General features: G+C 71.7%; 13 protein-coding genes. 3 read left to right on the plus strand and 10 right to left on the minus strand.

Annotation, left to right across the window (positions count from 1 at the left end):
* From OHA73_RS10760 to infC, 4 genes are all read right to left on the minus strand, one after another.
* Positions 1-843: a TrmH family RNA methyltransferase gene (locus OHA73_RS10760; RefSeq protein ID WP_266721591.1), complete on the minus strand. Its 843-nt coding sequence runs from the start codon at positions 841-843 to the stop codon at positions 1-3.
* A 219-nt stretch (positions 844-1,062) separates the two neighbouring features.
* Complete coding sequence (gene rplT / locus OHA73_RS10765; RefSeq protein WP_266721589.1) at positions 1,063-1,446, minus strand: 50S ribosomal protein L20; 384 nt, start codon at positions 1,444-1,446, stop codon at positions 1,063-1,065.
* Positions 1,447-1,545: 99 nt separating this feature from the next.
* Entirely contained in the window at positions 1,546-1,740 is a 195-nt protein-coding gene (rpmI, locus tag OHA73_RS10770) for a 50S ribosomal protein L35 (RefSeq protein ID WP_266721587.1), read from the minus strand.
* Between the two features lie 122 nt (positions 1,741-1,862).
* The gene (gene infC, locus OHA73_RS10775) at positions 1,863-2,567 is read right to left on the minus strand and encodes a translation initiation factor IF-3 (RefSeq protein WP_266721585.1); all 705 of its coding nucleotides are present in this window, start codon (positions 2,565-2,567) and stop codon (positions 1,863-1,865) included.
* A gap of 348 nt (positions 2,568-2,915) precedes the next feature.
* Between infC and OHA73_RS10780 the strand changes: the two genes are divergently transcribed.
* Positions 2,916-3,278 (plus strand): DUF1844 domain-containing protein, encoded by a 363-nt coding sequence (locus tag OHA73_RS10780; protein WP_266721583.1) that lies wholly within the window; start codon positions 2,916-2,918, stop codon positions 3,276-3,278.
* 43 nt (positions 3,279-3,321) lie between these two features.
* On the opposite strand, the gene OHA73_RS10785 is transcribed toward OHA73_RS10780, so the two are convergent.
* The gene (locus OHA73_RS10785; RefSeq protein WP_327654927.1) at positions 3,322-4,053 is read right to left on the minus strand and encodes an SseB family protein; all 732 of its coding nucleotides are present in this window, start codon (positions 4,051-4,053) and stop codon (positions 3,322-3,324) included.
* Positions 4,054-4,148: 95 nt separating this feature from the next.
* Between OHA73_RS10785 and OHA73_RS10790 the strand changes: the two genes are divergently transcribed.
* Positions 4,149-5,060: a serine hydrolase gene (locus OHA73_RS10790; protein WP_327654928.1), complete on the plus strand. Its 912-nt coding sequence runs from the start codon at positions 4,149-4,151 to the stop codon at positions 5,058-5,060.
* Here OHA73_RS10790 and mycP read toward each other — a convergent pair.
* On the minus strand, positions 5,044-6,204 hold the full coding sequence (gene mycP / locus OHA73_RS10795; protein WP_266721577.1) for a type VII secretion-associated serine protease mycosin: 1,161 nt from the start codon (positions 6,202-6,204) through the stop codon (positions 5,044-5,046). The genes OHA73_RS10790 and mycP overlap by 17 nt on opposite strands.
* 2 nt (positions 6,205-6,206) lie before the next feature.
* Positions 6,207-7,031 carry a hypothetical protein gene (locus tag OHA73_RS10800; RefSeq protein WP_327654929.1) on the minus strand — a complete coding sequence of 275 codons (825 nt, stop codon included), beginning with the start codon at positions 7,029-7,031 and terminating at the stop codon, positions 6,207-6,209.
* Positions 7,032-7,791: 760 nt separating this feature from the next.
* Between OHA73_RS10800 and OHA73_RS10805 the strand changes: the two genes are divergently transcribed.
* Complete coding sequence (locus OHA73_RS10805; RefSeq protein WP_267071071.1) at positions 7,792-8,994, plus strand: amino acid deaminase/aldolase; 1,203 nt, start codon at positions 7,792-7,794, stop codon at positions 8,992-8,994.
* A gap of 22 nt (positions 8,995-9,016) precedes the next feature.
* On the opposite strand, the gene OHA73_RS10810 is transcribed toward OHA73_RS10805, so the two are convergent.
* From OHA73_RS10810 to OHA73_RS10820, 3 genes are read right to left on the minus strand one after another with little or no spacing between them, the layout of a single operon-like run.
* Entirely contained in the window at positions 9,017-10,306 is a 1,290-nt protein-coding gene (locus OHA73_RS10810; RefSeq protein ID WP_266721571.1) for a haloacid dehalogenase-like hydrolase, read from the minus strand.
* A 43-nt stretch (positions 10,307-10,349) separates the two neighbouring features.
* Complete coding sequence (locus OHA73_RS10815) at positions 10,350-11,132, minus strand: 3-oxoacyl-ACP reductase (protein WP_327654930.1); 783 nt, start codon at positions 11,130-11,132, stop codon at positions 10,350-10,352.
* Between the two features lie 7 nt (positions 11,133-11,139).
* Positions 11,140-12,495, minus strand: coding sequence for an aldehyde dehydrogenase family protein (locus OHA73_RS10820; protein ID WP_327654931.1), 1,356 nt, complete (start codon positions 12,493-12,495; stop codon positions 11,140-11,142).
* Between the last annotated feature and the right edge of the window lie 6 nt (positions 12,496-12,501).

Consider the following 12,501-nt stretch of genomic DNA (forward strand, 5'->3'; position numbering starts at 1 on the left):
CTAGCCGGGAGTGACGGAGCGGCACCCTCCGGGGGCACGCTGCGCACGCGCGGAGGCGTACAGGCAAACGGCGGCCGCCGTCGCGAGGTTGAGGCTCTCGGCCTTGCCGTGGATGGGCACGCGCACGACGGCGTCGGCGAGTGCGCGGGTCTCCTCCGGCAGGCCCCAGGCCTCGTTGCCGAACACCCAGGCGGTCGCGGCGCCCATGGTCCCCTGGTCCAGCTCGGCGTCGAGGTCGTCCTCGCCCGCTCCGTCGGCGGCGAGAATCCGGACGCCGGCCTCCTTGAGCCCGGCGACGGCCTCCTCGACGGGTACGCCCACGGCGACGGGCAAGTGGAACAGCGACCCCACGGAGGCACGGACGGCCTTCGGGTTGTAGAGGTCCACGGAGGCGTCGGTCAGCACGACGGCCTCGGCGCCCGCGGCGTCGGCGCACCGGAGCACGGTTCCGGCGTTCCCGGGGTCACGCACGTGCGCGAGGACGGCGACGAGCTTGGGCCGCGCGGCGAGGATCTCCTCGAACGGCGTGTCCAGGAACCGGCACACCCCCACGAGGCCCTGCGGGGTGACGGTGGTGGAGATGTCGGCGATGACGTCCTCTTCGGCGAGGTGCACGCGGGCGCCCGCGTCCCTGGCCTCCCCGACGATGTCGGCGTACCGCTCGGCGGCCTCCACGGTCGCGAACATCTCGACGAGCCCACCGTGCGCGGCACCCTCCCGCACAGCCTGCGGCCCCTCGGCCAGAAACAGCCGCTCCTTCCCCCGGAAGTTCCGCTTGGCGAGACGCCGCGCGGCGCTCACGCGGGGCGACTTGGAAGAGATCAACTCGGGCGTTGCAACCATGCGGGAAACCTTCGGGATGGTGACGGGGTCGGGGCCTGAGCCAGGGGGCGCGGCACCGGGGGCCGGTGGCCCCTTCAGGGGCGCGGGGAACTGCGCAAACCACACGCAAACCGGCAGCCGGCCAACATACGGGACACAGAACGAACGGCCCCGAACAACGTGGGACCCGCAAGCCAACCGGCTTGCGGGTCCCACGTCACATGCAGCTCAGCGGAGCGTTCACGCAGCCTTGGGCGCGTTCACGTCAGCCGGCAGCGCCTTCTGCGCAACCTCGACGAGGGCGGCGAACGCGTTGATGTCGTTCACGGCCAGCTCGGCCAGCATCTTGCGGTCCACCTCGATGTTGGCGGCCTTCAGACCCTGGATGAGGCGGTTGTACGTCATGCCGTTCTGGCGGGCAGCGGCGTTGATGCGCTGGATCCACAGCTGACGGAAGTCGCCCTTGCGCTTCTTGCGGTCGTTGTAGTTGTAGACGAGGGAGTGGGTGACCTGCTCCTTCGCCTTGCGGTACAGGCGCGAACGCTGACCGCGGTAGCCGCTGGCCTGCTCGAGGATCGCCCGACGCTTCTTGTGCGCGTTCACCGCGCGCTTGACGCGTGCCACTGTTAACTCCTTGTAGCGGGGCCGGGGTTGTTGTCACCCGGCCCGAATTCGAATGGGTCCCGGTCTAGCTGACGTACAGGGCGTGCAGACGCCCGTACATCACTTGCCGAGAAGCTTCTTGATCTTCGCGGCGTCGCCCGGGGCCATCTCGGCGTTGCCGGTGAGGCGACGCGTCACGCGGGACGACTTGTGCTCGAGCAGGTGGCGCTTGCCGGCGCGCTCACGCATCACCTTGCCGGAGCCGGTGATCTTGAAGCGCTTGCTGGCACCGCTGTGCGACTTGTTCTTCGGCATGGCGCCGTTCTCTCCTCGTCAGTGGCGCTCCCGGCCGGTCCGTGCTGGGCGCGAACCGGCCGTGATGGAACGTCAGTTGTGTCAGTTGGTATCCGTGACGCACGGGCTGTGCGCCGCACGGATCATGCCTCGGCCGGAGCCTCGGCGGGGGTTTCCGCAGCTGCCTCGACGACGTCCTCGTCGGCCTCGTCGGCCTGGTCCTCGGCAAGGTTCTGCGACTTGCCGGGGTTGGCCTTCGCGTCGGCCTTGCGGGCGGCCTGCGCCTCGCGGGCCTCGGCCATCGCCTCGGTCTTCTTCTTGTGCGGACCGAGAACCATGATCATGTTTCGGCCGTCCTGCTTCGGGTTCGACTCGATGAACCCGAGGTCCTGAACGTCGTTCGCGAGACGCTGCAGCAGCCGGAAGCCGAGCTCCGGACGGGACTGCTCGCGACCACGGAACATGATCGTGATCTTGACCTTGTCGCCCTGCTTGAGGAACCGGACGACGTGACCCTTCTTGGTGTCATAGTCGTGCGGGTCGATCTTCGGCCGGAGCTTCATCTCCTTGATGACCGTGTGCGCCTGGTTCTTGCGCGCCTCACGGGCCTTCATGGCCGACTCGTACTTGAACTTCCCGTAGTCCATGAGCTTGCATACGGGCGGACGGGCGTTCGCCGCCACCTCGACCAGGTCGAGGTCGTACTCCTGAGCAAGCTCAAGGGCCTTGGCAAGCGGAACAATCCCGACCTGCTCGCCGCTTGGACCGACAAGTCGCACTTCGGGAACGCGAATCCGGTCGTTGATGCGGGGCTCGGCGCTGATGGATCCTCCTCGGTAGCACCACACGACGGCCTGGCGGACCGCCGCGTACGTTTGTGACGTAAGTACCAACCGTGCCGAAACACAAAAAATGCCCCGGCCGGTACACAGGCAGGGCTCCAAGAATTACCGGAGCACCACCACGGTGAACCGCGGGGCGCAGACTCGGACGGTTCCGTCGTCCGTACGGAACGACGGTGACCGTCTGACCGGTGACCCACCGCCCTGGTCGGACGGTCAGGTGGGAGATCGGAGCCTCCACTTGTGGGCCGGTCACTTCATCCGCGAGGACGTGTGTCCGGCCGGTCGTTACACAAGGTTAGCAGGACTTGGGGGGTGCGCCCAATCGGGTGCGCGCGACATATCGTGGGGCCCATGAGTGACGCGACCCCCGCAACCGACAACCCCGACTACGACGCGCTGACCCGCGACATCGCCGAGGTTCCCGCCGTAGAAGTCATCGTGACGGTCGCGGTGAACCTGATGAGTGCCGCCGCGGTGAAGCTCGGCCTCACCGAGGAGGGCGACGCCCACAAGGACCTCGACGAGGCGCGGAAGCTGATCCACGCCCTGGCCGGCCTGCTCGACGGCAGTGCGACGGAGATCAGCTCCTTCCATGCCGCTCCCCTGCGTGACGGCCTGAAGTCGCTGCAGCTCGCGTTCCGCGAGGCCTCCGTCGTGCCGGACGAGCCGGGCAAGGGCCCGGGCGAGAAGTACACGGGCGCCGTGTACGGCTGAGCATCAAAGGGCTACGCCCTACATACGTAGGACGTAGCCGAAATCACTGACGTACGTAGAGGGGCTCGCCAGGCGGCGTCGCCTCGGTCGGCAGGAGTGCCAGATCGAGGCCGCGCACCAGGCGGGCCCTCAGTGTTTCGTCGGCGGCGATGCGGCCGGCGAGGGCCTGGGCCGTGGCCTGGACGTCGGCGTTCGCGTCGAGGACCAGGGCCAGGGTGCCGTCCGCCTGGCCGGGGCCCAGGTAGGCGCGGACCACGGCCGGCTCGGCGGCGACCGCCGCGCGCGCCGCATCCCTGACGGCGGGGTCGGCGAGCGGGTCGGCGTCGGTGCGGCCCTCCGCGAGGGCGTACAGGGCCGGGCCCGTCAGCTCGTACGGGACGGGGCCCGCGACGTCGAGGACGACGGTGTCGGCCTTCTCGTGGGCGGCGGCCTGGAGCGCCTGGTGCAGCGGGACGGCCACCGGGCGGGCCTCGGGGTCCCACAGGGCGAGCGACTCGGTCGATGTGAAGGCCGGGAGCGCCTTGCGGCCCGCCGCCTTCAGGGTCGGGACCGCCATGTCCGACGTCTTCTCGCGGCGAAGACCGTTCTCGTCCTCCTCGACCTCGCCGAGCACCGCGACGATGGGGACGAGCAGCCGGGTGTCCTTGAGCGCCGCCAGGACCGGGCCGTGGGCCGTGCGGTCCCGCGACCACGCGGCCAGGGCCTCGGCCAGGTGCGGGTCCGCCGTACCGTCGTCGTCGGAGAAGCCGGGGTCGGGAATGTTCTTGTTCGCCACGTTCACCGAGCCTACCGAGCGGCTAAGGACAGATTCTCAGCGGACCCTGAGCCGCGACTCATGGAGCACACAGGGCGGCGACGGAGCATCGCGGCATGTCCCACCGTTCCGCAGAGCCCCATCCGTCCCGTCGGCGTCCCCGCGTCTACGCCGCCGTCACCTCGGTGGTGCTCGCCGCCGCGATCGCCGGCACTACGGTCTATGCGCAGACGCAGCCGCACACCGCGGCCGCCCTCGTCTCGCACGCCGCTTCGGCGCCGAAGGAGAGTGCAACCGTGGACAGGGACGCCGAGCTGGCCAAGGCGGTCAAGGAGGCCGCTCAGGGGCACGACGGCGAGGTCTCCGTCACCGTCCTGAACGAGACCGACGGGACGAGCGCCTCGTACGCGTCCGGGGACGGGACGTACGACACCGCGAGCATCGTGAAGGTCGACGTCCTCGCCACGCTGCTGCTGCGGGCGCAGGACGAGGGGCGGGCGCTGACCGCGCAGGAGCGGACGTACGCCACCGCGATGATCGAGAGCAGCGACAACGACGCGACGACCGCGCTGTGGAACGAACTGGGCCGGGCCGACGGGCTCGACGCGGCGAACGAGCGGCTCGGGCTCACCGGGACCAGCGGGGGCGACGGGGAGCTGTGGGGGCTCACGCAGACCACCGCCGACGATCAACTCACCCTGCTCAAGCAGGTGTTCGGGGTCGGTGACGATCTCGCCCTGAGCAAGGAATCGCGCTCGTACGTCCAGGAGCTCATGGGGAACGTGGAGAGCGATCAGGCGTGGGGCGTGTCCGCGGCCGGGGGCGGCGACGCCGCGCTGAAGAACGGGTGGCTGCAGCGCAGCACCACGGGACTGTGGGACATCAACAGCATCGGGCAGGTCACCGTGGACGGGCAGCGGTACCTGGTGGCCGTCGTCTCCAACGGCAGCGCCACCAAGGCCGCGGGCATCGATCTCGTCGAGGACGTGGCGAAGGCCGCCGTGCCGGTGGTCAGCGGCGGCGCGTGAGGCGGTGGCCGCGCCACAGGTAGCCGGCCGCGCCGAGCAGCAGCACCCCGACGGTGCCCGCGAGCACGCCCACCCAGGTGGAGAGGGAGCCGGCCGAGTCGTCGTCGGGTCCCGGGCCGAAGTACTTCTCGCCGTACGAGGCCGAGGTCAGGCGCTGCGGCTTCAGCTTCGCGCCGGCGGTGATCGCGGCGGCCGGGTCGACGAGGCCGAAGCCGCGGGAGTCGTCGCGGCCGCCGGAGGGGGGATCGTCGGCCGTGTCCTCCATGAGCTTCTTGATCTGCGCGGGGCTCAGGCCGGGGTGCGCGCCGCGGACCAGGGCGACGGCTCCGGACACGAACGCGGAGGCGGCGCTCGTCCCCCACGCCGAGTAGTACTTGCGGTCGGGGTCGGCCGTGACGATGCCCCGGCCGGGCGCGGCGACGGAGGCGTACCAGCGGCGGGTGGAGAACGAGGCGCGGGTGCCGGTCGAGTCGACGGCCGTGGCGGTGATGACGCCGGGGTACGCGGCCGGGTAGGAGGCGTGGTCGCCCTGCTCGCCGCCGTTGCCCGCGGAGGCGACGACGGAGACGCCCTTCTTCAGCGCGTACTGGACGGCCGCGTCCTCGCTCGCCTCGGGATGGGCGGTGTTCGAGTCGTCGCCGAGGGACAGGTTGATGACGTCGGCGCCGTGGTCGGCGGCCCAGCGGATGCCCTCGGAGAGCGCGTTGCCACGGCTCTCCCTGGCCTTGGCGCGGGACGGGTCGCCGTCCTCCAGGATCACCCGGACCGGCAGGATCTTCGCCTCGGGTGCCACACCCATGACGCCGTCGCCGTCGTCCTTGCCGTGTCCGTGGCCCGCGATGACCCCGGCCATCGCGGTGCCGTGCCGGGCCCAGGGGCGGTCGCCGCGCCCGGCGCCGAAGCCGACGAGGTCCTTGCCGGGCAGCACGCTGCCCTTGAGGTCCGGGTGCTCGTCGTCGACGCCCGTGTCCAGGACGGCGACCGTGACGCCCTTGCCGCGGGTCGTCTCCCAGGCCTCGTCGGTGTGCAGCGCGGTGAGGCCCCACTGCTGGGAGCGGACCGAGTCGGCGTGGGCGGCGGTGGCGGGGAGCAGCGTGAGGAGGGCCGCGGTGCCGATCGCGGCGATCTTGTGCTGACGGTTCATGGCTACTGCTCCGTGTCCCGGTCCGCGGCCTTCTTGACCGTCTTGCGCAGGTCGCGTTCGATCCGGTCGGCGACGCCCTGCGCGTCGTGGCCGAGTCCCGCCTGGGCGGGGGCGCTGGTGGCACCGGACTTCATGGCGTCGGCGGCGGGTTGCGGCTCGCTGACGGTGCGGCCGTCGGCGAAGCCGGAGACCGCGTAGACGACGACGGGGGCGTCGGTCAGGACGTTGATCGCCCAGGACGCGCGCTGGCGGTCGCCGAAGCCGGCGGCGAGGGTGTCCTTGGCGGCGTAGGGCCGGGGCATGAGGTCGTCGCGCCGGTCCAGGCCCTGCTCCGTGAAGCGGGAGCGCAGCGCCTGGGTGGCCTCCGCGTCGGCCTTGGTGAACATCAGGCCGACCGTGGTGACGCTGCTCTGTGTGGCGTCGGTGTAGGTGGCGCGCAGCAGGCGCAGGCAGCCGGCCGGGCGCAGCGCCTTGTGCAGCAGCGGGTCGAAGGCGTTCGCGCAGGTCGCATCGGGGGCGACCGCGATCCGCGTCCAGGTGCGGTCGGCGCGGCCGGGGCCCGCGCCTTCGCCCTTGAGCGTGCGCGGGAACAGCTGGTCGACGGGGACGCCGTGCCAGAGCTGGCCCGCCTCGCGGTACGCGGTCTGCACGGAGGGCGGGCCGCTGTCGTCGCCGGTGAGCAGGGAGCCCGTCGTGGCGCCGCCGATCAGGCCGAGGCCGAGCACGAGGCAGGCCGCGATGGCCGCGGTCCGTGGCTTGAGGCGGCGGCCGACGGGGCGCAGGAGCGTGGTGCTGTCGTCGTAGTGGTCCGGTCGCGCGAACCGCACGAAGGGCCGTCCGGCGGTGTCCGGGTGGGGGGTGAGGTCGACGGCACCGACGGGGCGGCGCGGCGGCTGGGGCGGCGCCGGGGGTATGGGCGGCGGTCCGGGCGTGACAGGCGGCCGTCCAGGCGTGCCGGGCGACGCCACCGGCGCGGGCGGCACGGGGCGCAGCCGGGTGGTGGATTCGACCGGGGTTTCCTTCGGCGCACCGGGAGCCGAGGGAGCGGCGGCAGGCGGGGGCGGCGGGCCGGGAGGCGCGGCGGGCGCGGGCGGCGGACCGGGAACACGCGCGGGCGGCAACGGCGCACCGGAGCCCTTGGCAGGCGGCAACGGCGCACCCGAACTCCGGGCTGGCGGCAGGGGCGCACCCGAACTCCTGGCGGGCGGCAGCGGCGCGCCGGAGCTCTTGGCGGGCTCGGCCGGCGGCGGCCCGTCGGGGAGGCGGGACGAGGGGGCCGGAGGCGGCGGCGTGGCGGACGAGGACGGCGACGACGTGCGGGGCGACGGCGCGGTCGGGTCCGGCTGCGGGGGTGTGGGGGGCAACGGTGGGGCCGTGGGGGGAAGTTGGGTGGAGGGAGGCGGCGTCGTGGGGCGCGGAGGGACGCGTCGGGCTTCCGTACTCATGCCTCCCCCGTCTTCTCAAGCCAACGTGCGCGTCACTCTAACGGGCCCGACCAGGCCAACGCGTACTCCGCACACGGGATCGACCGATCCATCACCATCCGTCCCCCTACCCTGCGGTAATCCTGTCTGGCAGGCTTCGGCCATGACACCGCGCGCCGCCGATCGGGCCCGGTACGACCGGGCCACCGCTCATCTCGACGCCCCACTGGCGATCGTGGACCTGGACGCGTTCGACGCCAACGCCGACGACCTGGTGCGCCGGGCCGCCGGAAAGCCGATCCGCGTCGCCAGCAAGTCCGTGCGCTCCCGCGCCCTGTTGGAACGGGTGCTCGCGAGGCCGGGCTTCGCCGGGATCATGTCGTTCACCCTCGCCGAGTCGCTGTGGCTCGCGCGGTCCGGGTTCGACGACGTGCTCCTCGCCTATCCCTCGGCCGACCGCTCCGGCTTCGCGGAGCTCGCGCACGACCCGAAGCTGGCGGCGGCCGTGACCGTGATGGTCGACGACCCGGCCCAGTTGCGGCTCATCGAGGGCGCGCGGGACGGGGGCCGCGAGGAGATCCGGGTCTGCGTGGAGCTGGACACCTCGTGGCGGGCGCTCGGCGGCCGGGTCCGGGTCGGCGCGCTCAGGTCCCCCCTGCGTACGCCCTCCCAACTCGCCGACCTGGCCCGCGTCGTGACCCGCCGTCCGGGCTTCCGGCTCGCGGGGATCATGGCGTACGAGGGTCATGTGGCGGGCGTGGGGGACTCGCTCGCGGGGCGGCCGGTGCGCTCGCGGGCGATCCGCCTCATGCAGGCCGCGGCCCGCAAGGAGCTGGCGGTGCGGCGGGCGGAAGTGGTGCGTGCGGTGCGGTCCGTGGCCCCCGACCTGGAGTTCGTGAACGGGGGCGGCACGGGGAGCGTGCAGCACACGGCGGCGGAGGCGGCCGTGACCGAGATCGCGGCGGGCTCCGGCCTTTACGTGCCACGGCTCTTCGACAACTACACGTCGTTCACGGGGCGTCCGGCCGCGCTGTTCGCGCAGCCCGTGGTGCGCAGGCCGGGCGTCGGTGTCGTCACCGTGCTCGGCGGCGGCTATCCGGCCTCGGGCGCGGCGGGCGCCGACCGGCTGCCGGTGCCGTATCTGCCGGAGGGGCTGCGCTACGACGCGCAGGAGGGTCCCGGCGAAGTGCAGACGCCGCTGCTCGGCTCTGCCGCCGACGATCTGCTCATCGGGGACAAGGTGTGGTTCCGGCACGCGAAGGCCGGGGAGCTGTGCGAGCGGTTCGAGACGCTGCACCTGGTGTCCGGCGACCGGGTCGTGGAGACGGTGCCGACGTACCGGGGTGAGGGCTACGCGTTCTTGTAGCCCTCACCCACCGACGTAGGCCTCAGAAGATCGAGTCGACCTGGTCGGGGACGACCGAACCGTCGTCCCTGAGCAGCGGCCCGAAGCCGCCCTCCGGCTTGTTGTACCCGGCCGTGGAGCACGGGTACGTACCCGTCTTCTGCGGCAGCGGCTCGATGAACATCGGGTTGGCGACCCAGCGTCCGTCGGCGTTGTCGTAGGCCCGGCACATGATCTCGGGCTTGTTGCGGTTGAGGACGAGGTGCGCGCCGGTCGCGTCGCCGACGAAGGTCACGTCGGTGTCGGCGTCACCGCCGCCGAGCGCGATGCGCTTGTTCCAGCGCTGCTTCTCCCAGGCCGACTTTCCCTTGATGTGGAAGATGTCCTGGTTGATCCAGCACCGCTTGCCGTCGATGTACGGGATGGCCTCGCCCTGGTTCACCCCGACGCCGCCGCAGCCCTCGTTGTACGTGGTGATGCGGCCCTTGCGGTCGAGGATCGAGCGGATCGCGATGGTGTGCTTGCGGTCGATGCCGACGCCCTGCGACCACACCTCGGTCACCGGCTCGGACCCGGCGGACACGATGTAGACGTCGAAGCCGGCCCGCTGGAGCGTACGGATCAGGTCGCGCTGCTGGTCGTAATAGCGCACGTAGCCGGGGATGGTGTGCGTGCCCAGCTTCTGCGTGGAGCCGACGGGCGCGGCGAGGGCCTCGGCGCGGGCCGCGGAGGCGTACGCCTCCAGTTCGGGGACCGTGTGGCCCGCGAACAGCTGCGGCACCCAGGCGTACTGGGGCACGGTGCGGCGGTGGTTCCACTCGCCCGCGAAGGCGGCGGCGCCGCTCATCGTCTTGCCGGACTCACGGATGTTGAAGATCTCGTCCGTGCAGTCGGTGTCGGTGGACGTGGGCAGCGGGGCGCCCACCGGGACGTCCGTGCCGCAGGCGGCGGTGAGCGCCTTGTCGGCGTCGGCGGTCATCCACTTGCTGGTCTTCTTCCAGCTCGCGGGCCGCAGGATCTTGTCGTGCTTGAGCGACCAGGCGATGGTCGCGTCGGTGACGTCGTTCTTGGCGACGGTGTTGTCCCAGTCGAACGCGGCGACGGGACGCGGGCCCTTGTGTCCGCCGCAGATTCCCCGTTCGTCAATCATGCGCTGGAGCTTGGCCCTGTTCTGGCCGTACCAGGGCAACTTCGTCGACAGCTGGGGGCACTTGGCGGCGGAGCCGGCGGGCTGTGCGGACGTGGCGGCGGCCGCAGGAGTGGTCAGGCTCGCGGCCGCCATGAGGGCGGCGGCCGCGACCGAGGTCCACGCGGCAACATGTCTGTTACGCATGTGAGTGGACCGTACACGCGTGAGCGCGTTGCTCACAGGGTTCTCACACCGGTGTCACGTACGCGCCTGAGATCCCGCCGTCGACCAGGAAGTCGGTGGCGTTCACGAATGCCGCGTCGTCACTGGCGAGGAAGGCGACGGCCGCCGCGATCTCCGTCGCCTCCGCGAACCGGCCGACCGGAATGTGCACGAGCCGGCGCGCCGCCCGCTCCGGGTCCTTGGCGAACAGCTCCTGAAGCAGCGGGGTGTTGACCGGCCCTGGGCACAGGGCGTTGACCCGGATGCCCTCACGCGCGAACTGCACGCCCAGCTCGCGGGACATGGCGAGGACGCCGCCCTTGGACGCGGTGTACGAGATCTGCGAGGTGGCGGCGCCCATCCGGGCCACGAACGACGCCGTGTTGATGATGGAGCCCCGGCCCTGGCGCCGCATGTACGGGAGGGCCGCCTTGCAGCACAGGTACACGGAGGTCAGGTTGACCTCCTGGACCCGCTTCCAGGCCTCCAGGCCCGTGTCGAGGATCGAGTCGTCGTCCGGCGGCGAGATGCCCGCGTTGTTGAAGGCGATGTCGACGCTGCCGTAGGTGTCGTACGCGGTCTTGAACAGCGCCTCGACCTGCTCGGTATCGGTGACGTCGACCTGGACGAAGGTCCCGCCGACGTCCTCGGCCGCCTTCTTGCCCGCACTCTCGTCGATGTCTCCGCAGACGACGTGCGCGCCCTCGGAGGCGAGCCGGCGCGCGGTGGCGAGGCCGATGCCGCTGCCGGCGCCGGTGATGACGGCGGTGCGGCCGACGAGGCGGCGGCAGATGATCTCTTCGCTCATAAGCTGTTCAGGCCTCCGTGCTGATGAAGACGTTCTTGGTCTCGGTGAACGCGGCGAGGGCGTCGGGACCGAGTTCACGGCCGAACCCGGACTGCTTGTAGCCGCCGAACGGGGTCGAATAGCGCACGCTGGCATGCGAGTTGACGGACAGGTTCCCGGCGCGGACGGCCCCGGACACCCGCAGGGCGCGGCCCACGTCGCGGGTCCAGATCGAACCGGACAGGCCGTAATCGGTGGCGTTGGCGAGGCGCACGGCGTCCGCCTCGTCCTCGAAGGGGAGGACGACGGCGACCGGGCCGAAGACCTCGTCGACGGCGGCGGGCGCGTCCGGAGCGGTGTCGGTGAGGACGGTGGGCGGGAACCAGAAGCCCGCCCCCTCGGGGCTCGCGCCCCTGATCGCGGACGCGCCCGCCGGAACGTACGAACGCACGCTCGCCAGCTGGGACTTGGAGATGAGCGGGCCCATCTCCGTCTTATCATCGGACGGGTCGCCGACGACGACCGACTCGACGGCTGGGGCGAGCACCTCCAGGTACCGCTCGTATACGGACCGCTGTACGAGGATGCGGGTTCGGGCGCAGCAGTCCTGGCCCGAGTTGTCGAGGAAGGACATGGGGGTGGCGAGGGCGGCGGCCTCGACGTCCGCGTCGGCGAAGACGATGTTCGGGCTCTTGCCGCCGAGTTCGAGGGTCACGCGCTTGACGCGGTCCGCGCACTTGGCCATGACCTGCTTGCCGACGCGGGCCGACCCGGTGAACACGATCTTGGCCACGCCCGGATGCTCGACGAGGGCGTCCCCGGCGACAGGACCCTCCCCCGGGAGCACCTGGAAGAGACCCTCAGGAAGCCCGGCCTCCAGGGCGAGTTCGGCGAGCCGCAGGGCGGTCAGCGGGGTGGTCTCCGCGGGCTTGAGGAGCACCGCGTTGCCCGCCGCGAGGGCCGGGGCCGTGCCCCAGGCGGCGATCGGCATCGGGAAGTTCCACGGCGCGATGACACCGACGACGCCGAGCGGTTCGAGGAGGGTGACGTCGAGGCCGCCCGCCACCGGGATCTGCCGCCCGGTCAGCCGCTCGACGCCCCCGGCCGCGTACTCCAGCAGATCGCGTACGTTGCCGGCCTCCCAGCGGGCGTTGCCGATGAGGTGTCCGGCCTCGCGGACCTCCAACTGGGCGAGTTCTTCGAGGTGTTGGTCGACGGCTGCGGCGAAGCGGCGCAGTAGGCGGGCCCGGTCGGCGGGGGCGACCGCCGCCCAGGCGCGCTGCGCGCCGGTGGCGCGGACGACGGCGGTGTCGACGTCCTCGCGGGTGGCGGACTCGACGGTGGCCACGAGCTCTTCCGTGGCCGGGTTCAGTACGTGCAGCAAGGCGCT

This window comes from Streptomyces sp. NBC_00483 (assembly GCF_036013745.1).
In the GTDB taxonomy this organism is placed as follows: domain Bacteria; phylum Actinomycetota; class Actinomycetes; order Streptomycetales; family Streptomycetaceae; genus Streptomyces.

What these genes read in the sequence shown, in the direction of transcription:
- OHA73_RS10790 (WP_327654928.1), top strand. Translation starts at nt 4,149, where the DNA reads ATGTCCCACCGTTCCGCAGAGCCCCATCCGTCCCGTCGGCGTCCCCGC.
- OHA73_RS10810 (WP_266721571.1), bottom strand. Translation starts at nt 10,306, where the DNA reads ATGCGTAACAGACATGTTGCCGCGTGGACCTCGGTCGCGGCCGCCGCC.
- OHA73_RS10760 (WP_266721591.1), bottom strand. Translation starts at nt 843, where the DNA reads ATGGTTGCAACGCCCGAGTTGATCTCTTCCAAGTCGCCCCGCGTGAGC.
- OHA73_RS10815 (WP_327654930.1), bottom strand. Translation starts at nt 11,132, where the DNA reads ATGAGCGAAGAGATCATCTGCCGCCGCCTCGTCGGCCGCACCGCCGTC.
- OHA73_RS10780 (WP_266721583.1), top strand. Translation starts at nt 2,916, where the DNA reads ATGAGTGACGCGACCCCCGCAACCGACAACCCCGACTACGACGCGCTG.
- mycP (WP_266721577.1), bottom strand. Translation starts at nt 6,204, where the DNA reads ATGAACCGTCAGCACAAGATCGCCGCGATCGGCACCGCGGCCCTCCTC.
- OHA73_RS10805 (WP_267071071.1), top strand. Translation starts at nt 7,792, where the DNA reads ATGACACCGCGCGCCGCCGATCGGGCCCGGTACGACCGGGCCACCGCT.
- rpmI (WP_266721587.1), bottom strand. Translation starts at nt 1,740, where the DNA reads ATGCCGAAGAACAAGTCGCACAGCGGTGCCAGCAAGCGCTTCAAGATC.